Annotated in this window: 22 protein-coding genes and 2 riboswitches; of the genes, 8 read left to right on the top strand and 14 right to left on the bottom strand. The window is 46.9% G+C overall.

What is annotated here, in order from left to right:
• Nucleotides 1-139: 139 nt before the first annotated feature.
• Nucleotides 140-1081: a DUF4097 family beta strand repeat-containing protein gene (locus ACDE64_RS10520; protein ID WP_411349962.1), complete on the top strand. Its 942-nt coding sequence runs from the start codon at nt 140-142 to the stop codon at nt 1079-1081.
• Between the two features lie 62 nt (nt 1082-1143).
• Here ACDE64_RS10520 and ACDE64_RS10515 read toward each other — a convergent pair whose 3' ends face one another.
• From ACDE64_RS10515 to ACDE64_RS10485, 7 genes are all read right to left on the bottom strand, one after another.
• Nucleotides 1144-3483, bottom strand: a complete 2340-nt coding sequence (locus ACDE64_RS10515; RefSeq protein ID WP_411349961.1) for a histidine kinase — start codon at nt 3481-3483, stop codon at nt 1144-1146.
• Complete coding sequence (gene kdpC, locus ACDE64_RS10510; RefSeq protein ID WP_411349960.1) at nt 3480-4061, bottom strand: potassium-transporting ATPase subunit KdpC; 582 nt, start codon at nt 4059-4061, stop codon at nt 3480-3482. The genes ACDE64_RS10515 and kdpC overlap by 4 nt, the downstream gene beginning before the upstream one ends.
• Nucleotides 4062-4107: 46 nt before the next feature.
• Nucleotides 4108-6135, bottom strand: a complete 2028-nt coding sequence (gene kdpB / locus ACDE64_RS10505; protein WP_411349959.1) for a potassium-transporting ATPase subunit KdpB — start codon at nt 6133-6135, stop codon at nt 4108-4110.
• A 172-nt stretch (nt 6136-6307) separates the two neighbouring features.
• Nucleotides 6308-7972 carry a potassium-transporting ATPase subunit KdpA gene (gene kdpA, locus ACDE64_RS10500; protein WP_411350265.1) on the bottom strand — a complete coding sequence of 555 codons (1665 nt, stop codon included), beginning with the start codon at nt 7970-7972 and terminating at the stop codon, nt 6308-6310.
• Nucleotides 7973-8003: 31 nt separating this feature from the next.
• Nucleotides 8004-8084, bottom strand: a complete 81-nt coding sequence (kdpF, locus tag ACDE64_RS10495) for a K(+)-transporting ATPase subunit F (RefSeq protein WP_367061244.1) — start codon at nt 8082-8084, stop codon at nt 8004-8006.
• Nucleotides 8085-8371: 287 nt separating this feature from the next.
• Nucleotides 8372-8584, bottom strand: a riboswitch (cyclic di-AMP (ydaO/yuaA leader).
• Between the two features lie 83 nt (nt 8585-8667).
• Nucleotides 8668-8867, bottom strand: a riboswitch (cyclic di-AMP (ydaO/yuaA leader).
• 401 nt (nt 8868-9268) lie between these two features.
• Nucleotides 9269-10816: an SMI1/KNR4 family protein gene (locus ACDE64_RS10490; protein ID WP_411349958.1), complete on the bottom strand. Its 1548-nt coding sequence runs from the start codon at nt 10814-10816 to the stop codon at nt 9269-9271.
• Nucleotides 10817-10922: 106 nt separating this feature from the next.
• Nucleotides 10923-11126, bottom strand: coding sequence for a DUF4177 domain-containing protein (locus ACDE64_RS10485; protein WP_411346406.1), 204 nt, complete (start codon nt 11124-11126; stop codon nt 10923-10925).
• A 161-nt stretch (nt 11127-11287) separates the two neighbouring features.
• Between ACDE64_RS10485 and ACDE64_RS10480 the strand changes: the two genes are divergently transcribed.
• Nucleotides 11288-11812 (top strand): histidine phosphatase family protein, encoded by a 525-nt coding sequence (locus tag ACDE64_RS10480; protein WP_411349957.1) that lies wholly within the window; start codon nt 11288-11290, stop codon nt 11810-11812.
• Nucleotides 11813-11823: 11 nt separating this feature from the next.
• Here ACDE64_RS10480 and ACDE64_RS10475 read toward each other — a convergent pair whose 3' ends face one another.
• Together ACDE64_RS10475 and ACDE64_RS10470 are read right to left on the bottom strand one after the other, a co-directional pair.
• Nucleotides 11824-12690: an MBL fold metallo-hydrolase gene (locus tag ACDE64_RS10475; RefSeq protein ID WP_411349956.1), complete on the bottom strand. Its 867-nt coding sequence runs from the start codon at nt 12688-12690 to the stop codon at nt 11824-11826.
• A gap of 207 nt (nt 12691-12897) precedes the next feature.
• Nucleotides 12898-13743, bottom strand: coding sequence for a helix-turn-helix transcriptional regulator (locus ACDE64_RS10470; protein WP_411349955.1), 846 nt, complete (start codon nt 13741-13743; stop codon nt 12898-12900).
• A 136-nt stretch (nt 13744-13879) separates the two neighbouring features.
• On the opposite strand from ACDE64_RS10470, the gene fabF reads away from it, so the two are divergent.
• On the top strand, nt 13880-15118 hold the full coding sequence (fabF, locus tag ACDE64_RS10465; RefSeq protein WP_411349954.1) for a beta-ketoacyl-ACP synthase II: 1239 nt from the start codon (nt 13880-13882) through the stop codon (nt 15116-15118).
• 153 nt (nt 15119-15271) lie between these two features.
• On the opposite strand, the gene ACDE64_RS10460 is transcribed toward fabF, so the two are convergent.
• Nucleotides 15272-15757, bottom strand: coding sequence for a DNA topology modulation protein FlaR (locus ACDE64_RS10460; RefSeq protein ID WP_411346401.1), 486 nt, complete (start codon nt 15755-15757; stop codon nt 15272-15274).
• A gap of 378 nt (nt 15758-16135) precedes the next feature.
• On the opposite strand from ACDE64_RS10460, the gene ACDE64_RS10455 reads away from it, so the two are divergent.
• Both ACDE64_RS10455 and clpP read left to right on the top strand, forming a co-directional pair.
• The gene (locus ACDE64_RS10455; RefSeq protein WP_411349953.1) at nt 16136-17296 is read left to right on the top strand and encodes an RNA polymerase sigma factor; all 1161 of its coding nucleotides are present in this window, start codon (nt 16136-16138) and stop codon (nt 17294-17296) included.
• Between the two features lie 137 nt (nt 17297-17433).
• Nucleotides 17434-18015 (top strand): ATP-dependent Clp endopeptidase proteolytic subunit ClpP, encoded by a 582-nt coding sequence (gene clpP, locus ACDE64_RS10450; protein WP_411349952.1) that lies wholly within the window; start codon nt 17434-17436, stop codon nt 18013-18015.
• 311 nt (nt 18016-18326) lie between these two features.
• Here clpP and ACDE64_RS10445 read toward each other — a convergent pair whose 3' ends face one another.
• From ACDE64_RS10445 to ACDE64_RS10435, 3 genes are read right to left on the bottom strand one after another with little or no spacing between them, the layout of a single operon-like run.
• Nucleotides 18327-19169: a sugar ABC transporter permease gene (locus tag ACDE64_RS10445; RefSeq protein ID WP_411349951.1), complete on the bottom strand. Its 843-nt coding sequence runs from the start codon at nt 19167-19169 to the stop codon at nt 18327-18329.
• The gene (locus ACDE64_RS10440) at nt 19166-20515 is read right to left on the bottom strand and encodes an ABC transporter permease subunit (protein WP_411349950.1); all 1350 of its coding nucleotides are present in this window, start codon (nt 20513-20515) and stop codon (nt 19166-19168) included. The genes ACDE64_RS10445 and ACDE64_RS10440 overlap by 4 nt, the downstream gene beginning before the upstream one ends.
• A gap of 2 nt (nt 20516-20517) precedes the next feature.
• Nucleotides 20518-21810, bottom strand: coding sequence for an extracellular solute-binding protein (locus ACDE64_RS10435; RefSeq protein WP_411349949.1), 1293 nt, complete (start codon nt 21808-21810; stop codon nt 20518-20520).
• A 684-nt stretch (nt 21811-22494) separates the two neighbouring features.
• On the opposite strand from ACDE64_RS10435, the gene ACDE64_RS10430 reads away from it, so the two are divergent.
• The 3 genes from ACDE64_RS10430 (at nt 22495) to ACDE64_RS10420 (ending at nt 24803) form a co-directional block, all read left to right on the top strand.
• On the top strand, nt 22495-23550 hold the full coding sequence (locus ACDE64_RS10430) for a LacI family DNA-binding transcriptional regulator (protein ID WP_411346395.1): 1056 nt from the start codon (nt 22495-22497) through the stop codon (nt 23548-23550).
• A 253-nt stretch (nt 23551-23803) separates the two neighbouring features.
• The gene (locus ACDE64_RS10425; RefSeq protein WP_411349948.1) at nt 23804-24217 is read left to right on the top strand and encodes a hypothetical protein; all 414 of its coding nucleotides are present in this window, start codon (nt 23804-23806) and stop codon (nt 24215-24217) included.
• Nucleotides 24218-24620: 403 nt separating this feature from the next.
• Entirely contained in the window at nt 24621-24803 is a 183-nt protein-coding gene (locus ACDE64_RS10420; RefSeq protein WP_411346393.1) for a hypothetical protein, read from the top strand.
• Nucleotides 24804-24989: 186 nt separating this feature from the next.
• Here ACDE64_RS10420 and ACDE64_RS10415 read toward each other — a convergent pair whose 3' ends face one another.
• Nucleotides 24990-25625 (bottom strand): PepSY domain-containing protein, encoded by a 636-nt coding sequence (locus ACDE64_RS10415; protein ID WP_411349947.1) that lies wholly within the window; start codon nt 25623-25625, stop codon nt 24990-24992.
• Between the last annotated feature and the right edge of the window lie 185 nt (nt 25626-25810).

The raw sequence follows: 25810 nt of genomic DNA, 5'->3' as shown, positions 1-25810 counted from the left end.
AATGATTGATCCACATATGACGCTTTACTCCACCGCTTCATGTCTGCAAGTCAGGCATGAAGCGATTTTTATTTGTCCATTTTGCTTTCGTAAAACGGGAATGGTACGATAATCTAACCCGTATCCACCGTAGGAGGTAATGATGCGAAATAGATGGATTTACATAATTGTGCCCGTGCTGCTGATCGTATTAGCAGGCATATGGGGCGTGAATGCACTACAACTGAATGGTCCACCGACCAATGAAGTCTATACCCGGCAATGGCAAGCAAAGAGCGGTGAGTTCAAGCATCTACGCATTCAATCCGGCTATGAGATTGCCGTCCAATTTACAGATAGCCCAGATCAGCAGGATCATATTATGCTGGAAGGTGAAGTCACCTCGGCTATTCGCACCAACTTGCAGCAAACCAATGTGCAAAATGGAATATTGAATATCGAGATGCAATTGCAGCGCAAGCCATGGCAGCTACGAACGCCCAAATTATCTCCGCACGTACAGCATATTACTGTGCAGCTTGCCAATCCTGATAGTCTGGACAGTGCCGATTTCCATCTTACATCCGCGCAGACGAACCTGAATCATGTGCAGGCACAACAGATCACTGTGCAGTCCGTGTCTGGGCGAATCAAAGCAGAACATCTGAATGGTGATGTAACGTTAAAAACATCGTCAGGCGATATGATATTGCAACAATGGGAAGGCTCGTCACTGAATGTACAATCTGGTTCCGGTGATATGAAGCTCGGTTCGGTTCAAGGCGAGCTAATTTCTAACGCTGGCTCAGGCAAACTGAATGTACAGCAGTTGCATGGTTCCGCTCATCTTCAATCGGAATCGGGTGACATTGTCATTAATCAGACGACGCTTACTGACCAGAATAAGAATCCATCCAAACACAAATCCTTGCAGATTACGACTGATTCTGGCGATATTATACTTGCTCATCCTCCAGCTACTTCTACTGGATATGATGCACAATCGGAATCCGGTACAGTAACGGCTCCACAGCACAATATCAATCCCAAAAGTGAGATTCAGCTCCGCTCGACATCAGGGAATATCCGTATCGGTTCATGAGTATACAACGATACTACTGTGAAGAGACAAAACACAAAAAAGTCGTAGCCGCACAGGAGCATTCAATCCCTGTCGGCTACGACTAACACATCCATATTCCGCGATTCACGCAGTACTTTTTTCAAAATCGATTCGCGACCCCATCGTTTCCAGCGTGGTGTGCTTGATTGTCCGAGTAGCATCTGAGTCGCTTCATGCCGTACTGCTTCTTCATTAATGCAGCGTGCGAGCTGCTTCATGCCTGCGCATTGAGGGCGATATTGTACTCCAAATTGTCCGCCCAATCGCCGGGTTAATTTGCCGAATTTGTCAGCTTTCCCTCGCTGCTCCTCAGTCATCGACTGTTCACTACCAGTATGAATATACGTCACGATCAGCTTTGCCTTTAACCGGTAGGCGGTACGGAATCCGCGGCGGATCAATCGTTCGGCTTCATGATCCAGCTTCACTCCGACAAAGATCACTTCCTCTCTGCGCCACGGTCCACGTAATGATGCACTGCGCTCCCACGACTCCAGACGTTCATCTACATCATCCGCTACTTCGCGTAATGCCAATTCTCGCAGCGCAATCAGATTGCCTAGCTTGAAAAAGTTATTCAGCGACTGTTCCACCTTGGTGGCGGCATAAATTTTGCCCTCACTTAGCCGTTGACGTAGCGTTTGCGGTGTCACGTCGATCATTTCCACTTCGTCTGCCAGATGTAAAATATAATCTGGCACCGTTTCTCGCACCCTGATCCCCGTAATCTGCTCCACTGCATCGTTCAAGCTTTCCAAATGTTGAATGTTCACAGTGGAAATGACAGCAATCCCTGCATCCAGTAGCTCGCGAATATCCTCGTACCGCTTACTGTTGCGACTCCCCGGTACATTGCTGTGCGCAAGTTCGTCCACTAGTACTACCTCAGGATTGCGGCGGATAATACCATCCACATCCATTTCCTCCAGCATCCGTTCACCATATGGAATTTGTTGACGTGGTACTAAGGGCAATGTCTCTGCCTGTTCAGCAGTTTCTTTTCGTCCATGCGTTTCTAGTAGACCGATCACTACGTCGATGCCCTGGCGCATCAGTTCTCTGCCTTCACGTAACATTGTATATGTCTTGCCGACACCAGGCGCTGCGCCTACATACACTTTGAATGTGCCACGCTGAATGTGCTCAATCTGACGCTTGATCTCATCGGACGGCAGACGACGATAATTTTCCGGCTTTTTCACAGCGGCAGTACGAGCTGGCAAAATGCGCTCTCCCTCCTGTTCGGCACGATCTGCCATTAGGAAAATATCGATATGCCGTGTATGCAGCAGCAATCCGTTCACCACCGAACTGTTGATTAGCTCCTGCCAGCGCTTTTGCCGGGAATGACCAAGTACGATGCGAGTCACCTGATGCTGACGAGCGAATTGCACCATTTGCCGGGACAGATCAAAGCGTGAGCGAATTAGAATCTCCTCAAATACGCCGCCTACCTGATCCGTCAAATCGCGAAAAGATCGCCGAAAGGTGCTTTCCTCATTCGTTGGTTTCACTCCGCGATTGCGAAAGGAAACGACTAGCAGATCACCGCTTAGACGCCGCGCAATCTGTTGCCCGCGCCGGATATAAATCGAACCGTTCCAATGATATTGTACCAGCACCATAATCCGCTCTGTTGTACCGGTTGGTCCGCTCAAGCCTTGTTCGGCGCGATGCTTTTCCAATGTACCGCTCACACCTTCTGCTACGGTACGCAGTGCCAGTTCGCGCAGCACAGACAGATTACCTTTTTCAAAATAATCGCTATCTGTGCTACCTGACAGATGTCCGGCAGAATGACGTTGCAAGATCACTTCCGGCGTTACGTCAATCAATCGTACCTCGTCCGCCTGCACAAGCACATCCTCTGGCACAGTACAATCAACTTCGCGACCAACATAATGCCGTGCGAGTTGCGCCGCTCCTTCCAGCTCATACACATTGACCGTAACCATCACGCTAATACCGCGCTGCAACAAGAACTGGATATCCTCCCAGCGAGTTTCATGAGTTGCGTCTGGACGATTGCGATGAGCGAGATGATCGACTAGCAATACTTCTGGATTGCGCTCTATAATGGCATCGAGATTCAGATCCTTTTGCTCAACCGGTTGACCGGACTTGTCCGTCTTCATCCAGTGGATACTCGGAATACGCTCCAGATCGCCCAATTGCTGCACCGTTTCTGGACGTTGTAAGGTCGAGACAGCACATAATGCCACGTCAAGACCTTCCTGTTTGAGCAGTTGGCCTTCACGCAGCATATGATATGTTTTACCGGAGCCGCTAACGGCTCCGATATAGATTTTTAGTTTTCCCTGTTTGAGCTTGGAGATCATCTGCAGCAGTTCTTCAGGCGTTTTGCGCCGGAAGGTACTCATGATCCTGAACCTGCTTTGAATTGTTGCAGTGCGATATTCAGCTTGAGTACATTCACAGCCGGTTCACCGAAGATACCCAGTTGCGGCGAAGTAGTATGTTGCGTGATCAGACTTTGCAATTGTTGCTCTGACACGCCTGTCAGCTTGCTAATACGCGGAATCTGCGCCTGTGCTGCCTGCGGTGTAATATCCGGGTCAAGACCGGAACCGGAGTTGGTGATCAGATCCATCGGCAGCTGAGATATCGGCACATTCGGATTTTGCTGCTGCCAAGTGGCGATGGACTCCTGCATCCGTTTGATCAGCTCTGGATTGGAAGGCGCTAAGTTGGACGAGCCTGAACCGTTGGCATTGTATTCGACACTGGATACGCGTCCTTGGAAGTACTGTGGATCAGTAAAGGATTGACCAATCAACTCGGATCCGATCACTTGATTGTCTTTGTTATAAATGAGACTGCCTGCCGCCTGCTTGGGCAGAGCGACGCTGGCAATACCAGTCACGATCAACTGGTAACCGACACAACAGATCAGGAAAAAGATCGCCGTTGTTCTCAAACTTATCCATACATTTTTCACGATAATGTCTTCCTCTCAAATTGGGGTTTGCTGGATAGGATGTCGTTTAGACAAACCATTGGACGATAAGGTCAATCAGCTTGATACCGATAAATGGAACCACTACACCACCCACGCCGTACATGAGCAAATTGCGGCGCAACAATCGGGTGGAACTCATCGGCTTGTAAGCGACCCCTTTCATCGCCAGCGGAATCAGAATGGGAATAATGATCGCGTTAAAGATCAGGGCGGACAGAATCGCTGATGCTGGTGAATGCAGATTCATGACGTTCAGCAGCTGCATTTGAGGAATAGCGACCATAAACATTGCCGGGATAATGGCAAAATATTTGGCGACGTCATTGGCGATACTGAAGGTCGTCAGACTGCCGCGAGTCATAAGCAATTGTTTACCAATCGCGACGACTTCGATAATTTTGGATGGGTCGGAATCCAAGTCGATCATATTGGCAGCTTCCTTCGCTGCCACTGTACCACTGTTCATCGCAATACCTACATCCGCTTGTGCCAGCGCAGGCGCATCGTTCGTACCGTCACCGGTCATGGCGACCAGTTTGCCCTGTGCCTGTTCACGGCGAATAACAGCAATTTTGTCTTCTGGTGTACTTTCGGCGATATAGTCGTCTACCCCTGCTTCGCGAGCAATCGTAGCAGCGGTCAGCGGGTTATCACCGGTACACATGATCGTTTTGATCCCCATACTGCGCATTTGTTCAAACCGTTCGCGCATGCCTGCTTTGACGGTATCTTTTAAATAAATCAATCCGTAGATTTCGTTATCGACAGCAACAGCGAGTGGTGTACCGCCCGCAGAAGCAATCTTGTCATTGCTTGCTTGCAGCGATGGCGGGATCGTTCCGCCCTGAGCGGTCACCCAGTTACGAACTGCATCAACAGCGCCCTTGCGTACTTTGCGTCCATTGTTTAAATCCAGACCGCTCATGCGCGTCTCGGCTTTAAACTCAATCACATCAGCACCGACAGGTGCATCCTGATCAAACGTCCAGCCTTGCTTTTTCATCAATTCCAGTACGGAACGTCCTTCTGGTGTCTCATCGTAAGCAGAGCTGATCGCTGCCCATTGTCCGACTTCTTCAGCGGTATGACCGTCGGTTGGAACGAATTCGCTCGCCATCCGGTTACCGTAGGTGATTGTACCTGTTTTATCGAGAATGATCGTATTGATATCACCGGATGCTTCGACTGCTTTACCGGACATTGCCAGTACGTTGAAGCGGGTAACCCGATCCATCCCGGCGATCCCAATTGCAGATAGCAATCCACCGATTGTTGTCGGGATTAGACAGACTAGCAGTGAGATCAATACCGGTACAGCCAGATTGATGCCGAGATAGTTGCCCATAAATGGCAAGGTCACAACGACCATGAGGAAGATGATGGTCAAGCTGATCAGTACGGTATTGAGCGCAATCTCATTCGGCGTCTTCTGACGTTCAGCACCTTCCACGAGACTGATCATACGATCCATAAACGATTCACCGGGATCGCTAGTAATGCGCACGATGATCTCGTCACTGATGACCATGGTACCGCCAGTCACAGCGCTAAAGTCGCCACCGGCTTCTTTGATTACAGGTGCTGATTCACCGGTAATGGCGGATTCATCTACAGATGCCAGACCTTTGATCACTTCACCGTCACCGGGGATCATTTCACCCTGCGTTATTTTGACGATATCGCCTTTGCGCAGATCGGTGGACGGTACTTCGATGATGCGTTCCCCATCGACTTTGTGGGCGGTAATTTCTTTTTTCGTTTTTTTGAGTGAATCTGCTTGTGCTTTACCGCGTCCTTCTGCGAGTGCTTCGGCAAAATTGGCGAATAGTATCGTCAGCAGCAGGATCAGAGAAACGGTAATATTGAAACCAGTCGATACCGATTCGCCAAATGCGTTTGGAACGAAGATCAGTAGAATGCTAATCACCAGTCCAACTTCGACGACAAACATGACCGGATTTTTGATCATAAGCAGCGGGTTTAATTTTACAAACGACTGCTGTAATGCTTTCGTTATCAGTTCCCGGTTCATCACGGAAGCTTGATTTTTCATTGCTGATTCCTCCACCTGATTGTCACTTATTTCTATTGTATGGACATACCTGAATGTACACGTATTGATGTTTGGATTCATGGCGCAGCCTATGTCGTTAATGATATAACGACGTTGGTGATATCACGATATCGCTTGTGGGATACAGCGCGATATATAGCATGTTATGAGATTACAGGGTCAATTGTTCTGCAATCGGCCCCAGTACGAGCGCCGGGAAGAAGGTCAATGCGCCAACCAACACGACGATCACAACGAACACACCACCAAATATCGCTTGATCGGTACGCAGTGTACCGCTGCTTTCTGGAACTGGCGTCTTGGCGAGCAACGAACCAGCAACGGCAAGCAGAGTTACCATCGAAAAGAAGCGTGCTATAAACATGACTGCACCAGTCGAAATATTCCAGAATGGCGTATTATCGCCCAATCCCTCGAACCCTGATCCGTTGTTAGCCGCAGAAGATGTAAATTCGTATAATGCCTGCGTCAATCCATGGAAGCTCGGATTGGAGATTGTATCTGGATAATACGTGAGTGCCAGCGCCGTAGGTGCCAGAATGAGTAGTGGCTGAATTAATAGCGTAACCGCAATCAGCTTCATCTCTTTTCCTTCAATCTTACGACCGAGGAATTCTGGTGTACGCCCAACCATCAGACCGGACAGAAAGACTGATATAATCGCATACATGAGTACGTTCATCATACCGACCCCAGAGCCACCGAAGACTGTATTCAGCATCATATTGCTGATCGTGACCATGCCGCCAAGCGGTGTCAACGTATCGTGCATCGTATTGATTGCGCCTGTTTCAGAAGCAGTCGTTACGACCGAATACAATGATGATTGCTCTACGCCAAAGCGTACTTCTTTCCCTTCCATTGAACCTGCACTTTGCTGCAATCCGAGCTGATTGATCAGCGGATTGCCCTGATGCTCGGCGTATAGCGATACGCTCAGCATGACAATAAACATCATCGCCATCGAAACGAACAATACGCGTCCTTGCTTCAGATTGTTCACCATACGTCCATACGTAAAAGGCAGGGACATCGGTACAAGCAGCATCAACAGCATTTGCAGCATATTACTAAAACCGTTCGGATTCTCAAATGGATGCGCTGAGTTGGCACCGAAGAAGCCACCGCCGTTATTGCCCAGTTCTTTGATCGCCAGGAAGCTGCCGATTGGTCCCATGCCAATCTCTTGCTGTACACCCTGCATCGTATTGGCAGTAACCGACGTTTGCATCGTTTGCGGTACGCCCAGACTGATGAATACCAGTGCAGCCACAATCGCTAATGGTAACAAAATACGTGTAATTGCTCGTGTTAGATCGACGAAAAAGTTACCAAGTGGCTTGCCCGCCAGCCCACGAATAAATGCGATTGCTACAGCAATACCAGTAGCTGGTGACATGAACATCATTAGAATGATCGCTGTCATTTGCGAGAACAGCGACAATCCGCTTTCTCCGCTATAATGCTGCAAATTTGTATTTGTCATAAAACTGATTGCCGTGTTAAACGCTAGGTCCGGGCTCATCGCTGCGATACCCGCAGGATTCATCGGCAGCTTGTCCTGCAATCGAAAAACGATATATACAATCAAAATCAGAATTGTATTGCTCACTAGCAACGCTGCGGCGTATTGCTTCCACGTTTGGTTGCTCTGGCGAATACCGCCTATTTTAAAAATCAATTTCTCCAGTGGTCCGAACCAGCGATCCAGACGCCCCGGATTATAATCAAATACGCGAGCCATATACAAGCCCATTGGACGAGCCAGTAACAGCGCGATTAATAAAGTAACAGCAACTCCGATGTATGCTAACATACTCACTCCACTCTCTTCTGTTGGTTTCGGTTTAGAATTTCTCGGGATAGATTAGGGCATAACATAGATACAACAGTACGCCTGCAATGATAATCCATAATAACCAGGTCATTGTTCCTTCCCTCTTTCCCCGATCACTCTGGACGACCATTCTCCCAGTCCTCCAAGCGCGAATGCAATGAGTAGTATCAACACAATCATGATCAAATCTAGCATGGTACGTAACTCCTTCAATCCAAATTAATTACTTGTCAACATCGTATATATCCTGAAATTGGGCGCAAAAAAAGAAGCCTCGGTAAAATGGAACTTTTCACCGGGCTTCTCCTATGGACCGCACGAAACCTGCACAGTCATAATATGATGACTGCAATCGTTTCGCCGGTTCAAGCCGGATATAAGTTCTCCCTGATTCGCTGACGAGGTTAGCTGTCGGGTTCGGGCTGGAAGATTGCCCGTTCCGGTTACTACCGGAATTCACCCCATGTCTATACTGTACAAAGCGGTTGCCTAAGCAATACCAGCCTATACAGCGTGACGATTGGTTCCCCCGCTTTCCGGCGGATAGACGATGAAGCTGCCCACCATTCGGAAATTAAGCGCAATTGATTGTACAAGGTTCAGAATATTCCCAAAAGAGCACAAGAAAACACAGAGCTTTGTTTACCCTGTGTCATGTAGGCACAAGTTCCACACTCCTCTCTCGACTTCTGCTTACGAGGTTAGCTGTCGGATTCGGGCGGTGAGAGTCGCCCTACCATCAGCGCCGGTCCCATGGTTACCAGTGCTGACGGATTCACCCCGTGCAGTCTAACGGCGGCTCTCACACCTCCGTCATACTACAGATTGGTTCCCCCGTTTTCCGGCATGACCGGAAACTCAGCAATACAAGAACAAGAAACATTGTGATGCTATGATTCATTCTGAACAATAGTGATTCCCGTTACCGGTGAATCTCTAAATCCTGAAATGTATATTACGCCTGTCGCTCTCAAGAGTAAAGTGGATCAAAAAGGCAAAAAAAGCCCTTTTTGCCCGCAAGTTTGATTTTTAAAACTTTAGTAAATTGCTACCTATCGCAGGCTAGTTTTTCCTCCGTTTTACTCTCATTTGCTCAATTTTTACATTTTATTTCGACATATCACGCATCGTTTTCGCAACTGAATGAAACAAGATATGTCATTATTTTCAATGTCATTTGTAAGCCTATGTATTCATAAATACTACTCTGCGTGGATATGATAGACACGCCAAAAAACCGAAGCACAATGCGTGCTCCGGCAGGTATCTGTTTATTTAGCGGCGGTTGTAATTCGACCAGACTTCTCTTTGCTCATCGGTTACATCACCAATCAAACTAGAAAAATCGACATTCTGCACAAAGCCATCTTTTACCTGATCGAATTGTACAAAGCTACCGAGAAAACTGCGTAGTGTCGGCGAAGAAGTGATGTTCACCAATTCCCCTACATCAGTATTTTGCAACAGACTTAACTTTTGCAAAGATGGCATATGTGCCAACGCAGAAGCGTCATCCAGACGTACATTTTGTAACGATAGTTCCTGTAATTGATCCAATGCACGTAGATGCTCGACATCGTTCCACGCAGCACCGTTGACCTTCAAGGAAGTTAACGGTAAGGTGGCAATCTGCTGCCAGTCCTGCAATCGCCAGGCATAGGCTTCGTTCACCGTTAAATGACGCAATTGACGCATGCTACTGATGATCTGTGCCGTCTCATGCGAAGGTGATGAGATTGTCAAATCGGTCAATGTAGCGATTCCTGTTAACGGACGATAGTCTTCAACAGGGGTATCGCTACAATCCAGTTGCGTAAGACGTGGCAGTTCAGCAAGAGGGCTTAGATCACTCACTGCTGTGCCCGAAATGTTCAAATAATACAAATAAGGCAACCGAGACAATGGACGCAGATCGCTAATCGGATTTTTGATCAAATACAGATTCTTCAATTCCCGGCAATGAACAAGTGGCTGGATATCCGTCACCTGATTGCGTGACAAACTCAGCTCACGTACTTCCTTGCATCGTTCCAGTCCGCTCACATCGGTCAAATTCTCATCAGTCAAATAAATGCGATACTGACGTTCAAAGTCTTCTGGAGCTGCATTTTCCATACGAATCAAATCCTGCCATGGCAAAGACAAGCGCCCCATCCAATCTGCAAATTCCGTCGCCGAGGCAGGAACAGATGTCGAGGATACTACGTCACCCAGTGCAAACTGCTGAGCATCACGCAACAGTCGCGCCTGATCATTGCGTCCATACATCCAGTATCCCATGCCATCCTCTTGCTCGACTGTATAATTACCTTCACGCACTGTGTTGCGCATGAAATGGATAAATTCACCCAAATTATGAGCGATGACAAATTTCGTTTCTTCATCACGCCCAAAGTTAATCACCTGACCGACAACGCCGTTCTCATCAGGGTCCAGATCAATACCGAGATGATTCCCACCACCATCATGGCAAAATGGAATCCATTTGCGGTTAATATATTGCTCCTTGACCCAGCCGGAAGGAATCGAATAATGATCACCAAGCTCCTGATAATCACTCTCCAAATCAGACCAAATTTTCCACTCGCTGAGCATTTCGTTCAAGCTCAGAAATTGCAGCCCAAAAAACAATCCTGGACCGCTGCGGGATTCACCGTTATGCGTATGATATAGCTGCTTCCATTCATCTGGAAATGTAATATTCATCGCTTGCTCTACTTGAGCAATTTCCACATCGCCAGCAGGCGGCAGCAAAAAATCTTCCAGGCTGCTTAACTCGGTACGTAAAATGGATTTGATCTCTTCCATCCATGTTCCGATCATGCGATTGCCTCCTCTGTATGGCGTTTGTCATTGCCAAACGCAGTTGTCATGTTTCGTTTTAACGTTTTTAACAGGTCCCATATGGTTATGTAACCGTTATCGAGAGTTAATCCAGCAGTGCACTGCGTTTGAAGATTAGAATAACTTCACGCGAGCTGCCTTGCGAAATGGTTGTATCAAAGGAAGATACCAGCTCCCAGCCGTCAAAGCCGAGGTCGTTCAACGTTCCTTGCAGATCGTCCATATCGACTTTGCCACCAAGAAAACCACCCGGTTCCAATTTTATCGTTTTATATTCCCATTGACTCATGTTATGATCTTCCTTTCTGAAGCAATTATACGGTTCCTATCGGAAATGGGTATAATCATTATTGTAGCATATTACGAATAAGGAGTTACACACGACCCCTAATGAAGACTATTGGACTTGTCCGACATTTCAAAGTGAATAAGGAGTTTCCGATCCGGCAGATGGTCACCGTCAGCGAACTGGTCACTTGGCTTGAAGAATATGATGTAGCCGAGATCGAATTGGGCACGACGGATCTACGCGGGCTGAACTGGGAACTATGCTTTGCCAGCGATCTGCCGCGTGCAATCAAGACAGCGCAGTCTATTTATTCTGGCGAGATTATCATTATGCCAGAGCTGCGTGAGATTACACCGCCTACGTTTAATACCGAGCTGCGTTTTCCATTTATCGGCTGGGCTGCTTTCGCTCGTATCGCGCCGTTATTAAGCAGACGGTACAAGCGTATGGTTGCCGAAGCGAACGCACGAATCGACCGGGCGCTGGATGTTATTCTCGCATCCGAAGCGGAGCATATTCTCATCGTCAGCCATTGGGCACTTATGCTGTATATGCGTAAGCAGCTGATCAAGCGTGGGTTTACCGGTCCGCGTATGCGAATGGTTGAGAATGGCAAGCTGCATCTGTTCCGCGATCATGAAGCTGAAGCAGTACGGCGGCAAAGAGTACGGCAAAAGAATACCTGAGCCGCTTACTATTAGCCGTTGTGCTGCTGACGGTTTCGTCCGTTTATGAACTGTTCAATGATCTCCAATTCTTCCTCGTTCAGCTCACGCTCTAGCTTGGATTGCAGTTGCTGACGTATGAATACCTCATCGTTGTCCTCGTCGCGCACCAATAGAGCAACCGTTTCCAGTATATCCAGCTGATGGCGGAATTGTTCACCATCCCACGTCTCGGTATGATGCGACCGCAAAGCAGTATCTACATCATATTGTCGCAACGCCTGTACAAGCTGCAATGCACCTTCGGCTGTATATTCGTTCGGGGTTACATGAATATTCGGATAGATGCAATCGCCGAGAAACAGCATTTTATCTTCTTTTACATATACGATGGTGGAATCTGCGGAATGATCGCCACCTACATGCTCGATAATACAATGAACACGCCCCAGATCAATCTCCAGTTTGCGTTCAAAGGTAATATCCGGTGTTGGCAATAAAATATCGCGAGTCTCGACATGCTCCTTCTTGATCGCATCGGCGCAAAAGGCAATCTCACTGCCGTCTTCCACCCGCTGATCCAGCGCTTCGTCACTCCAGCTCCATTGCTGCATCTGTTTGATCGCTTCGGTCGTCATCGTCTGTGCAATGATCGTTGTGTTCGCCTGATTCATACCGAAGACATGATCCCAGTGCCAGTGCGTCAATACGAGACAGCGTGGCGATATATCCAGCTTGACCAATTGATCGATAAAATATTGAATATGTGCGGATGAATTGCCCGCATCAATTAGCAATGTAGACTTCGTACCAGTGACCGCTGCGAGAATCGGTCGATCTGTTTCCTGATAAGGAGTTAAATAATGAATATGCGAAGATAGATGCTGCATAATTTGCATAGGTTCTTGCTCCTGTTCCGATGAACATCGACAGTGTGCTGATATGTCGACAATGATTCATCTTGCTTGTTGTCGTTGTGCATATCCATCATTTAGATAGTATGGTGCATCTCTCTATTGTACTACACGAATCGGCGTTCGCCCAAACGTCGCCCTGTATGAACATATACATAAGAACAACCGTCCATTTTCTAAACTATCTTGTACTTATTCTCTTGCCCGCTCCATTAGCGCCATCAGTTTGACCTCTGTTGCCGAATCCTGCACAGGAGTATAAATGCTACAACGCAGATCGCTACTGCCCTGTACGATGAACGAGCTAAGCTCAAACAGCATTTTGCCACCACGAGCATGCCGGAACTCCAACACAACATGCGGCGCCGAACTCACCTTACTCTCTTCCCACAATGGATGGAAATCGGGATACGTTTCCTTCATCGTTTCCAAAAAACGCTCATACCATTCATCATCAACATATTGCCCATAATATGCTCGGAAAATCGATAGAAAATCACCAGCAAAATCATTCCAGTTCACTGCCAGACGGCGAAATTCCTTTCGTTCAAACAACAAACTAATCATATTGCGCTGTGCTTCCGGCACCTGTTCAAAATCAAGAAATACATGCCGGGCAGCTTCGTTCCAACCAACGATATTGCAATGACGGTCGGAAATGATCGCTGGACAGTACCGCAGCTGTTCCAAAATCTTTGCTAGCGAGGGGCTGATCTGCGGAATCTCCTCTACAGCGGGCACCATACTAGCGCTCTTATCCATCGCTAGTGAAAACAAATATTTGCGCTCATCGTTCGTCAATTGTAATGCGGACGAGATATTTTCCAGTACAGAGGCAGATGCCTGAATGTCTCTTCCCTGCTCCAGCCATGTGTACCAAGTCGTACTAACTCCAGCGAGCTGCGCTACTTCTTCTCGCCTAAGTCCAGGCGTGCGTCGTCGTAAACCTGCGCTCAGTCCGACCGATTGTGGTGTAATCCGCGCACGCCTTGCTTTTAAAAAGTCGGATAGTGCGTGCAATCTTGCCTGCTGATTCATAACGCCTCCTGTTCCAGCCTGTTAGCCTGTTAGCCTGTTAGCCTGTTATAAATTATACCAGTATAAACGATAACTTGTACTAGGATATTTTACATGTCATGATGACATCATTAGCACGATACAAGGAGGATGTTATATGGAACGGGTAGTCATTACAGGTATGGGGATCATCTCCCCGATTGGAAACGATGTGGATACATTTTGGCAGGCATTGAGCAGCGGGCAATCTGGCATTTCTGCTATCGATGCTTTTGATACAGCACGATTCAAAACGAAATTTGCTGGCATTGTACGGGACTTTGATGCGGATGCGTTATTCGGTCGCAAGGATGCACGTCGGATGGATCGATTCGCCAAATTTGCGGTAGCGGCAGCCGAACAGGCAGTACACGATGCGGGGCTGGATATGGAATCAGTCGATCGTGAACGGGTCGCTGTATATGTAGGTTCAGGAATCGGTGGTATTGATACGCTGATCGACCAGCAAACGATTCTCTCCCAACGCGGACCGGAACGTATCAGCCCTCTGCTAGTGCCGGTGATGATTGCGAATAGTGCAGCAGCGACGATCAGCATTCGATTGGGAAGCTGGGGTCCGACGCTCTGTCCGGTCACCGCCTGTTCCATCGGTAATACCGCTATTGGCGAAGCGCTTCGACTCATTCGCTCAGGTGATGCCGATGTGGTCATTGCGGGGGGTGCAGAAGCGGCGATCAATGAAGTCGCTCTTGCCGGATTCAGCAACGCTACCGCATTGTCCGAGCGCAATGATGATCCGGCTGGCGCCAGCCGACCATTTGATGCGGAACGTGACGGCTTTGTGATGGCGGAAGGTGCGGGGATCGTCGTACTGGAATCATTGCGTCATGCGCAGGCTCGGCAAGCACATATTTATGCGGAAGTGATCGGTTATGGCGCCAGTTCAGACGCATACCATATGGTAGCCACTCATCCAGAAGGACGCGGTGCCGTACAAGCGATGCGTCAAGCACTGAAAAACGCTGGTATTACGCCAGACGAAGTTGATGTAATCAGCGCCCATGCAACCAGCACATCCGTGGGTGACATTTCAGAAACCAAAGCGATCAAAGAACTATTCGGCGAGCGCGCCTATACTATTCCGGTTACCGCGAACAAATCGATCACTGGGCATATGCTAGGCGCCGCAGGTGGTGCAGAAGCGATTGCACTTGTACAAACACTGCGTCATGGACTGATTCCGCCTACGATCAATCTGGAGCACCGAGATGAAGCGTGTGATCTGGACTATGTGCCCAATACTGCACGTCACGCAGATATGAAGATTGGACTGTCTAATTCATTCGGCTTCGGTGGTCACAATGCGGTCATTGTGCTCAAAGCGTATGAACAATAATTGTATAGACATAACAAAAACGGTATGAATGTATTCATACCGTTTTACTTGTTGATCCAGTTACGATTGTCTATCCAGATATACTATTGGCGAATCAATACCTGTCACGATAAACAGTACAGCCTTATGCGTTGCTATCTGCTTTGTGCTGCATCAGTCGACCTGCCGGGTCACAACAAGCTTATGCTTGTACGGCTCAGCCACTTTTAAAATAGCTGGTTTGGATTCACGCTCAAACCGATGATTCCAGTACAATCGATCCATCAATTCCAGCAAATTGATTCGTTCGCGATCTGGATCGGTTCCGATTTTTTGCCGTAAAAAGCGTTGCAGCATCCGACCGTCTCGCACAAATGGTGACGGTGTCAGGAAAATGATCTGATCTGCCAGTGCGAAGCTAGGAATAAGCCACTCCATCAGATTCCCTTCCACAATCCACGTTTCCTGTGCAATGATATCCATTAACAATCGCTGTCGTACTGCCGGAGTATTGCGGCGTCTGCGCCTGCCGTCTCTTGTCCACAGCAGTGATTCCAGCGAGTAAAATGGAATGCCCAGCTTATCCGACAAGCGGATCGCCAGCTCAGTTTTGCCGCTTCCAGGTGCGCCGACAATATGTATTCTTTTGGACGATGGCATGACTGACGACGACCTCCTCATTCAGCGCTCTTGTTCGGAGCGCTTGCACCATGCCGGATCATAACAGACATTGGTGTGTATCGTATTAGTATGTTTGCAGCCAAATACGTTCTTATCCTATCATTAACCCGTCATAAGCAAGCCTGCAACATCTCGCCGCTTACCTGAGCCAACAAGTCGTCAGCTGATCTGTTATCATACTACCAGAACTGTCGTGTGGAAGGAAATATGCGCGAAGAACGATTACAACAATTCAATCGGCACAGGCGTATCTTTTTGCAACATTTATTCGTTTACAGAGTATCAGCCGGCTGAACGTGCTATGATGCATACAACTAAATATTCCGTAACCGGAATCAACAAAGGAGGGCCCCCTCTATGGCCTTTGTGAACTCCGTAATTATTGATCGCAGCGATATATTCAGGCAAAAGCAAATCATGCAGGAAAAGGTAACATCTTCCTCGTCACATGCACAATCGTATGTTGAAAAGAATCCCAATAACGAGCTGCTTATCCCTATTCATGAACAAGCTATTGCTTATGATGACCATCAGCAGAATGCACATAATGATGTATCCAATGCTGAATATAGCGAGCAGCATATGTCTTACAGCGTCTCAGTGACAGATGAGCAGTATGGCGAAGTCGCTGTATCTTCTGACGGTTCCACATCTATAGAAGATGAGCTGACTGATATGATCAGACCACTGTATCGTTATTGCCTCAGTCTGACACGTTCCGAATGGGATGCACAGGATCTGATGCAAGATACGCTACTGCGTGCCTGGTTACGTCAGAAGTCCGATTGTCGCGACATTTCACAGTATCAGGAAGCCTATCTGATCCGAATTGCACGCAATCTGTGGACAGATACGGTACGGCGTCGCACCGTATTGCAGCATAAGTTGCAGCTGCTAGGTGGAACGCTAGAGCAGACGGAAACTGGCAACGTTGCTGAGCAGCAGCTGGAAGCGGAGCTAGCTGTACAGCAATTGCTGAATGTGCTCTCTCCACTTCAACATGTTGCATATGTGCTACGTGAGCTGCTGAATTATACCGCAGCAGAAACAGCGCAGTTATTGAGCACAAGCGAAGGCGCAGTCAAATCGGCACTCAAGCGCGCCCGCATGACACTTGAGCGCAATCGGCAAGCTCTCGGAAACGAAGCATCCAGTTCTGCCGAAGACACGGATGTTACATCCGACAGTCAACATAACGATGAGGTGCAACAATCTTCTAAGAAGCCTGCCTCTTCTGCCGCGAACGTACACATCCAGCCGCACAATGGCAAGCTACTGCGCGATTATCTGGCTGCTTTTCGCAATGGACAGACGGCTGAGCTGATTCAGCTCATTCTGAGCACAACTGCCGATCCAGCCGCACTCGCACCAGTTGTGATTGGACAACTGACACGTACGCCGTCGGGTAGTGTTCTTGGTTCTACGCCATCCAGCAATGCTTTTGACTCTACTTCGTCTATGCGTTTGCAATCTGTTTATACTCGAGCTGAGCATACCGACTATCGATATTCCGCATAGAATCATCTGACTGCTTATACGGCTCCTCGCTATCATAAGTACGAATACAGACAGGATACTCATAAAATGTGCATTATCTGCTGAATGGTTCATTTCCCATTTCATGCCTATAACAGGCAGATCAGGAGCTGAACAATATGGCAACGATCCCTTATGTTATTGAACAAACCGACCGTGGTGAACGCAGTTATGATATTTATTCCCGCCTGTTAAAAGACCGTATCATTATGATCAACGGTGAAATTGAAGACCAGATGGCGAATCTGATCGTCGCCCAGCTGCTGCATCTGGCAGCTGAGGATGACAAAAAGGATATCCATATGTACATCAATAGCCCGGGTGGCTCGGTTAGTGCAGGCTTTGCCATTTACGATACGATGCAGTTCGTCAAACCGGACATTTCCACTATTTGCACAGGTATGGCAGCAAGCTTTGGCACTATTTTGCTCGTTGGTGGTACCAAAGGCAAACGGCTAGCGCTGCCCAACAGCGAGATTATGATTCATCAGCCGCTTGGCGGGGCAAAAGGGCAAGCTTCCGACGTGTTGATCTATGCAGAACGCTTACTGCGCAGCCGTAAAAAGTTAAATGAATTACTGTCTGATCGCACCGGTCAACCGATTGCCAAGATCGAAAAAGACACCGACCGCGATTTCTATTTTAGCGCTGAAGAAGCAGTCGAATACGGACTAGTGGACAAAATCGTTAGCAAATGCTGATTGCTAGCATAGGTATCAGCGCCTCAAGATAAATAGTGAACAAACAAGCCTGCTCCAACAGCTACAGGATATCTTCTCCTCCAGCTGTGAGCAGGCTTGTTTTCTTTTTCAAAAAAAGCTTAAAGCGATCGTATATCGTATAGTTCTAATGTAAAGACAGTTTCGATTCACTATTTTGCATTCGATACGGATTACTGTCAAACATCCAATATATTGACGATCCGCTTCATACAAACAACGTTCTTCCTGTTTTCACTTCTTACTTCTTACTTCTTATGATTTCTTCTAACCTCTGCTTGGCTTGGCTTCGCTTATCCCTTCGTCGCCCCAGCCGTCAGTCCATGCACAAGGAATCGCTGCAAGAACATGTACAACACCGTAATCGGTAGCGCCACCAGCACTGAACCCGCAGCAAACAATGTAAATTCCGTACTCGAATAACTGCTTACCAGCTCATACAATCCCACCGCGAGCGTCCAATTTTCCCGCGAACGTAAGATTAGTCGGGCAAAAATAAAATCAACCCACGCCCCGGTAAAGGTTGTAATCGCAATATACGTAATAATCGGCGTAGACAACGGCAAAATGATTCTCCGGAAAATCTGAAAATGACTCGCCCCATCCAGTAGCGCTGATTCCTCTAACGCACGCGGAATCGTATCAAAAAAGCCTTTGGCGACAAACATCCCTAGCGCCGCTCCCGATGTGTATACTAGCACAAGCGCCCACGGCGAGTTCAGCAGATTCATTTGCAGCAGGATGACATATACCGCGATCATGCTCATAAAGCCCGGAAACATACCGAGAATAAGAATGACCGACATCATCGTCTGTCTACCTTTGAACCGAAAACGCGACATCGCATACGCGGTCAAAATCTGCACCAGCGTACCGAGCACCATACTGCTAACCGCCACTTTGAGTGTATTCCAATACCACTGTACATACGGCAAGTCCTTATCCGACTGCGTACGGAACAGATCGGCATAATGCTGAAGCGTCAGCTTTTGCGGAATGAGCGTTTCACTGTAAAGCGAGTCGCCTTCCTTAAATGAGGATAAAATGATCCACATCGCTGGATATACACAGGCAATAGCGATCAAGCCAAGTAAAATATAGCTGATCGCGAGCTTGAAACGTTTGTTCTGCTTCATTGGATCATATCCTCCTCTTTGAAGGAGCGGCTACGTCGATAATTGTACAGCGAGAATGCCGCAATAATGATAAAGATAATAATGCCAATCGCCGAAGCGAAGTTATAGCGCTGATTGTCTAGCGTTAGCTTATACAGCCATGTAACTAGCAAATCCGTACTGCCTGCATACGCATAATCGCCGTTCGCTGGCAAGCCATTCGTGAGCAGGAAGATCACGTTAAAGTTATTGATATTGCCCGCAAACTGCATAATGAGAATGGGTGCAGTCTGGAACAGCACGAATGGCATCGTAATATTGCGGAATTTCTGAAAACCGGTCGCCCCATCCACCTCTGCCGCTTCATACAGATCACGCGGAATCGCCGTCAATACGCCCAGTACTAGAATCATCGATACCGGAATCCCGATCCACATATTCACGAGAATGACCGTCACTTTTGCCCAGAAGGCATCGTTTAGCCAAGGCACACCACCCAGTCCAAGCATACGCAAATACTGATTGACAGGACCAAACTGATAATTCAGTAGATTGCGCATAATGAGCAGCGAAATAAATTGCGGAATCGCATACGGCAAAATAAACAGTGTCCGCCAGAAGCCCTTGAACCTGATCCCCTGCTGCTCAATGAGCAATGCCACCAGAATCCCGCCAAAGTAAGTCGTAACGGTCGCTACAACTGCCCAGATCACCGTCCATGTCAGTACACCGACAAACGTATGACTCCACGCTTCTAGCGTCACCAGATTGGTAAATGTACGAAGCCCGACCCAATCGACCAGATTTTTTGGTGGAATATGATCTGGTGCCGAGTAATTCGTAAATGCCATCAATACCATAAAAATAATCGGCAAAATCGTAAATACCAGCACCCCAATTGTCGGTAGCGCTAACAGCACATACGGAAAGCCTTGATCGCCCAGCATCCGCCATGTCTGACGAAAGCCGTTTACGTGTATGCCGCGTTCCCGCTTTTTGCCAATGGTATAGGCGTCTTTAATATTAGCGACATAAAAGCACGCCAGCAGCACGATATACAGAAGCGCCACCAGACCGTAGATCATCATAAAGATGGAATGGTCACCCGGCACATTGCGATACAATCGACCGACCTTTTCCAGATGAGCAGGTTGTTCACCCAGTGTAACCAGTCCCCACAGATTGGTGGCAAGCCCGTTCAGAATGAGATACAGACTCACTAGACCAGCGAGCAGAAACAGTCCGCCCTTGATCCACTGTCGGTTGTACATCTGCCCGGCACCCATAATGACAGCGGAGAGCACAGCGGCTGTCGCTGCGCTCCCCATTCCAGCAGTTTCTTTTGAATGAATGGCTGCCTTATTCATCGTTATTGCCCTGTTGTAATGTTACTTTTCATCTGGTTGACTAGATTGTCCAGCGCTTCTTTGGGATTTTTGTTATCGTTCCAGATCGACGACATCGCTGCTTCCATCGGCGACCAGAATTGTGCCATTGCCGGGATCGACGGCATCGGAACAGAATTTTCAAATTGCTTCAGAAATACGGATGCAACTGGATCGCTCTGAACCGTTTTGCTAGCGGCAGCTTCTTTGTTGGAAGGCAACGCACCGTTCATCTCAAAGTTTTTTAACTGCCATTCTTCCGATGTAATAAAATCGGCAAACAGCTTGGACGCATTCGGATATTTTGTATAGGCGTTAACAAAGTACGCTTTAATACCAGAGAATGGCGTCATCGGCTTGCCGTTTGGCAAATTCGGATACATGCCTACGCCTAGGTTTTTCACGCCTTCTTTGAGTGAACCGGTATCCCACGGTCCGCTAATATTCATCGCCAGCTTGTTCGACGTGAACAGCGATTTTTTGATATCAGCGTTAATGTCGGACGTTTTGAGTGGCAATATTTTATTCAAACCTTGAATGAAGGTCGCTCCTTCTACCGCCTGTTCACTGTTCAAACCGATATCATTGGCATCTGTACCGTTGCTGCCAAACACATAGGCTCCATATCCACCCAAGAATGGGAATACATAATAACCGTTGCCCACTTCCCACATGATTGCGAATTTGTTCGCTTTGGCATCATTGAATGTATCAGCGAATTTGATAACGCCATCCCAATCTGCTGGCACACTGTCGATCAGATCTTTGTTATAAAACACAGCTGTCGTCTCAACCGACTTCGGATATCCGTACAGAATATCATTGTACGTCAGCGCTTGAATCGCCAGATCACTATTGCGGGAACGTGTCTCTTCCTCGAACCAGTCATTCGGTAAGATGACACCTGCCGATTCCCCTTGTCCGATCTGGTCATGTACACCAGCGAATACATCAGCACCTACGCCTGCCGGACCGTCCGTAACCATCTGTCCCATTGACTTATCCGGTCCTAGTTCCGCGAACGTGACATCTACATTGTATTTTTCCTTAAACGCCTTCGCTGCTTCTTCAATAAATGCTTTCTGATCCCCACTATCCCATACCGTTAACTTGGCTCCATCCTCAGGCAACAGCTCCTGCATATCCTCACCTGTTGCCGGCGCTGCCGCTGGATCGGATGTTGTACTACTTCCACTTCCTCCACTACCGCATGCTGACAATAACAGCACTAGAACGAGAAGTGCACTGAACAGAGCACCATACTTTTGACGTAACATATTCATTCATCCTTCCATTATGTAATCGATGTAGCGCTTCCACGTATGCAGTCCAGCAATGATCTTGATGATAATCGGCAAATGGAATACGGTTATAAGTTGCAGCAACATGTATACATGTTGACGCACTCCAGAACAAATCAGTATGAATGAACAAGCTGGGCTACTGCTTTAGACTCACAAAACCGTTGCCAGCCAAGTCTATGTCAGCATTTGCGCAAACGTTTGTTCATTTTAATAAAAGCATCCTATTATAACCAACAACAAAATTCCATTTATACCAATTAAAATATGTATATCCTGCTTTGGAAGCGCTTAATCAAGCAAATTCATCATAACTCATAATTCATTTTTGTTAAAACGTTTGCACAAATCATTTATAGCGATTTATGTTCATTTTATATAGATAATCGCTACTATGCTCTGTCTATCTGCTTCGCATACAATATATTTTCATTTTACGGCATTCCGGTTATGATAAATGGAAGGTTTACACCTGTACGGAATTTCGATTACCATATAAACACATCCCGCACCCTTTTCGCAGATTATGAATTGCAGAACTGGCGTCAAATGAGGATAATAAGATAGACGTTCATGTTGGTTTTTGCATATTAAATCCGTTGTAGAGCGTGCTCCTTCGCATCCTCTATGTACGATAGATGATCATTCAAGGAGGTACATATGTCAGTTACAATCAAAGATGTTGCCAAACGAGCGGGCGTATCTCCTTCTACTGTATCGCGTGTGCTGTCCAATCATCCACGCATTAGCCATGCCACTTCCGAGAAAGTGAAGGCGATCATGGAAGAGATGGGCTACCATCCGAATATTATGGCGAAAAGCCTCGTTTCCAAAACGACTAACAGTCTGGGTGTTATTTTGCCAAAACCGGCGGAAGAACTATTTTTGAATACATTCTTTATGGAATTGATTCGCGGAATTGTCGCGCAGGCGAATCGAAGCGGCTATGATGTGGTGCTCAGCTCCGGCTCCAGCGAGCAGGAAGAAGTAGATGCGGTATCTCGGCTCGTATATGGCGGACGGATCGACGGCGCGATCTTGCTGTATTCACGTAAAAACGATCCAGTAGTCGACTTTTTGAGTCGAAATCAGTTTCCAGCGGTATTGGTCGGACGCAGTGAGCAGCATGACAATATCATTACTGTCGATACAGACAATGTGCAGGCAGCCGAAGATGCTACTCGCCATCTGATCCAGATGGGGCATCGACGGATCGGCTTTGTAAGTGGACCACCGGAGCTGGTCGTGTCGCTTGACCGAATGGAAGGCTTTAAGCGCGCATTGCAGACAGCCGGATTGGAATTCCGTCAGGATTGGATCGTGGAAGGCGAATTTCTGCAAGAGAGCGGTTATCGGGCCATGTCCTTTTTCATGAATTTACCGGAACGCCCCACTGCACTCGTGGTGGTCGATGATGTGGTCAGTTTTGGTATTTTGCGTGGACTGCATGAGCTGGGGTATAAAGTACCGGAAGATATTGCGATTACGAGCTTTAACAATATCGCGCTGTCTGAGCTGTCCTCACCACCGCTGACGAGTATTGATATCGGTATTTACCATCTTGGTTATACCGCTTCGCAAGCTCTCATTCAGGCGATTCAAGACAAGCATAAGGATGATGTTGAGCGCGTATATCAACGTCATATTGTGCCACATCGTCTCGTTTTGCGCGAATCGTCTATCTATTCTCCATCAGATACAAAACCATCTTCGTAAAATATTTTTTCAATCATTTAGCGATTATGTTCATACCCTGATTGCATTCCAACTATCAAATTATGAGTTGGATATGAATCAGGGTATTTGATTTTTTATATAATGTATACGTTAATCCCTTCATATATAGACGCATTTATGCACATTGTAAAATTTTGTCTATTATGTGAACATTATTCCATTTAGTGGAATTTAATGAAATTTAAAGTTATTATGGGGTTGGTTGTAAATCTAACATGAAGGAGACATGATTATGAAAACTAGAAACATCGCACTATTATCGGCTCTGTCCTTGGCTGTCACTCTGACCGCAGCACCTACAGGTTTTGCTAGTTCCGAATCACCTAATGTTACTGTAAACAACCCTCCGGTCACTTCACAAGATTCTGTTTCGGTTGACGCTGTATCTGGACCTTATCCAGTTAATGGTAACGCAGTTCTGGTTCCTTTACGCGGGGAACTTGCTGTGACTGTTAACCCAGCGAGATATGGTACATTCAATCTTCAGATCGTTAATGTAAGCACAGGTAGCATTGTTTCTAATCAAGTGTATAGCGGTAGTAGCTCGTACACTTTCTTCAATAATAATACTGGCTGGGTAGGAAATTATTCCGTTCAGGTAACATCTAGTAATGGTAGTGGTACATTCTCATTAAGCTATTTGTAATACATGTGTTGAAATGAGAATTATGTACACTGCTTAATCCTGCAATCTCTAAGCGTTCGCTTCTTCTGAATCTTCAGACAGAAGCGAACGCTTTTTCGTTATTTCCTTCTTGATCTTCTTATGCTTTTTGTATGTATTTCGATTGCATGATTAGTATCGTAAAGCAATATACATAGAAACAAAAACAATAGATCTATGCCATTTTACAAAAAAATGCGTATATTTTAATGTAATTTTAAGCAGTACATCACATTGTATTAAAGATCAGGCGCTACAATACAAATAACAGACAGGCAGACACCTCAGCCTTTACAACCAGTTCCCTATCTGTAACTATACTGTACCGGTTGCTTACACGATATTCGCTACCGGCATTGATTCTGATCACGAGGAGGGCTCCATCATGAAAAAGGATACTGATTTATCCCTGTGGATGACGCAATTTTTGTGCAGCCCCGATTCCATCAAGGAAGAACGTCTGACCGAAGCAGAACAGGAACACAATCCGTTGCTATTGGAAAGTATCCGTTTCCACCTTGAGTTGCGCAATCGTTATGATTTGCTGGAACACCATTCCCTTCGATAATCATCTGCTGATGTTATATTAAAATAACCCTCCATCAATGATGGAGGGTTTGTTGTATATTGCCAGCGACATGTTGGCTTTTATGATTTCACGATGTACCCTGTATCGTTTCTTCCAGCACATCAGAGCCGTTACCCCAACGGCTCTGACGTGTTTACCTCAAGATACGATTTTGATTAACTGTTATTAATCGTTGTCGTTATCGTCGTCATCATTGTCGTCATAGTCTTTGTCGACCGTTACGACTTTACCAGTAGCAGCATCTACTTCAACCGTTGCTTCACCACCAGTGAATTTCAGTTCTACTTCGTATTGAATGCGTCCATTTTCACGGTCACGCTCTACATCGGTTACTGTACCATTCACCGCTGTTTTGGCAACAGCAATGGCTTGCTCAGCAGTTTTGATTTTCAGGTTGCTGTTGTTGGTTGTTGTAGCAGACGAGTTGCTGTTATTGCGATCATACGCATCATCATCGTCGTTATCGTCATTTACCGAACGGATAACACTGCCTGTCAGCGCATCAATATGCACATCTACATCAGAAGCATTCGTGCGATCTACGTCTACTTCATAGTACAGCTTGCCGTTGTCGCGCTCCAATTCAATGCTGTCTACCACACCGCTCGGTACGCGTTGCAGAGCGATTGATTCTGCACGCTGAATGCCAATTACGCTAGTGGAGTTACTGCTGTTCGTAGGCGTTGTGCCTGATGTATTGTTATTGTTCGTTGCGGCAACTACAGTACCTGCTGTACCGAGTGTAATCGCTGCGGTAAGTACGCCAATTCCTGCTTTGCGGTTCATCCATTTGTTCATCATTGTGTAGTTCCTCCTCTAAATTCTTCTAAAAGTTTTTTGATTTTCCAGCCGGTCTGATGGCTGTACCAGGCAGTTCTTGATGTTATAGTGCCCTTATTCTATGCCAGCGATGGAACCCGATATGTTCTGTAAGCCGGTAAAATAAAGTTCCTATTTATGCTGCCATGTTACGCTGCAAGTTATTG

The organism is Paenibacillus sp. WLX2291 (assembly GCF_046603665.1).
Taxonomy (GTDB): Bacteria; Bacillota; Bacilli; order Paenibacillales; family Paenibacillaceae; genus Saccharibacillus.
Note: the sequence above shows the minus strand (reverse complement) of the source record. Positions and strands in the feature narration are given on the sequence as shown.

Bases quoted from the DNA above. Each gene is read 5' to 3' on its own strand.
- ACDE64_RS10520 (WP_411349962.1), top strand. From the start codon at position 140: ATGATGCGAAATAGATGGATTTACATAATTGTGCCCGTGCTGCTGATC.
- ACDE64_RS10515 (WP_411349961.1), bottom strand. From the start codon at position 3,483: ATGAGTACCTTCCGGCGCAAAACGCCTGAAGAACTGCTGCAGATGATC.
- kdpB (WP_411349959.1), bottom strand. From the start codon at position 6,135: ATGAAAAATCAAGCTTCCGTGATGAACCGGGAACTGATAACGAAAGCA.
- kdpA (WP_411350265.1), bottom strand. From the start codon at position 7,972: ATGTTAGCATACATCGGAGTTGCTGTTACTTTATTAATCGCGCTGTTA.
- kdpF (WP_367061244.1), bottom strand. From the start codon at position 8,084: ATGACCTGGTTATTATGGATTATCATTGCAGGCGTACTGTTGTATCTA.
- ACDE64_RS10490 (WP_411349958.1), bottom strand. From the start codon at position 10,816: ATGATCGGAACATGGATGGAAGAGATCAAATCCATTTTACGTACCGAG.
- ACDE64_RS10485 (WP_411346406.1), bottom strand. From the start codon at position 11,126: ATGAGTCAATGGGAATATAAAACGATAAAATTGGAACCGGGTGGTTTT.
- ACDE64_RS10480 (WP_411349957.1), top strand. From the start codon at position 11,288: ATGGTCACCGTCAGCGAACTGGTCACTTGGCTTGAAGAATATGATGTA.
- ACDE64_RS10475 (WP_411349956.1), bottom strand. From the start codon at position 12,690: ATGCAAATTATGCAGCATCTATCTTCGCATATTCATTATTTAACTCCT.
- ACDE64_RS10470 (WP_411349955.1), bottom strand. From the start codon at position 13,743: ATGAATCAGCAGGCAAGATTGCACGCACTATCCGACTTTTTAAAAGCA.
- fabF (WP_411349954.1), top strand. From the start codon at position 13,880: ATGGAACGGGTAGTCATTACAGGTATGGGGATCATCTCCCCGATTGGA.
- ACDE64_RS10460 (WP_411346401.1), bottom strand. From the start codon at position 15,757: ATGCCATCGTCCAAAAGAATACATATTGTCGGCGCACCTGGAAGCGGC.
- ACDE64_RS10455 (WP_411349953.1), top strand. From the start codon at position 16,136: ATGGCCTTTGTGAACTCCGTAATTATTGATCGCAGCGATATATTCAGG.
- clpP (WP_411349952.1), top strand. From the start codon at position 17,434: ATGGCAACGATCCCTTATGTTATTGAACAAACCGACCGTGGTGAACGC.
- ACDE64_RS10445 (WP_411349951.1), bottom strand. From the start codon at position 19,169: ATGAAGCAGAACAAACGTTTCAAGCTCGCGATCAGCTATATTTTACTT.
- ACDE64_RS10440 (WP_411349950.1), bottom strand. From the start codon at position 20,515: ATGAATAAGGCAGCCATTCATTCAAAAGAAACTGCTGGAATGGGGAGC.
- ACDE64_RS10435 (WP_411349949.1), bottom strand. From the start codon at position 21,810: ATGTTACGTCAAAAGTATGGTGCTCTGTTCAGTGCACTTCTCGTTCTA.
- ACDE64_RS10430 (WP_411346395.1), top strand. From the start codon at position 22,495: ATGTCAGTTACAATCAAAGATGTTGCCAAACGAGCGGGCGTATCTCCT.
- ACDE64_RS10425 (WP_411349948.1), top strand. From the start codon at position 23,804: ATGAAAACTAGAAACATCGCACTATTATCGGCTCTGTCCTTGGCTGTC.
- ACDE64_RS10420 (WP_411346393.1), top strand. From the start codon at position 24,621: ATGAAAAAGGATACTGATTTATCCCTGTGGATGACGCAATTTTTGTGC.
- ACDE64_RS10415 (WP_411349947.1), bottom strand. From the start codon at position 25,625: ATGATGAACAAATGGATGAACCGCAAAGCAGGAATTGGCGTACTTACC.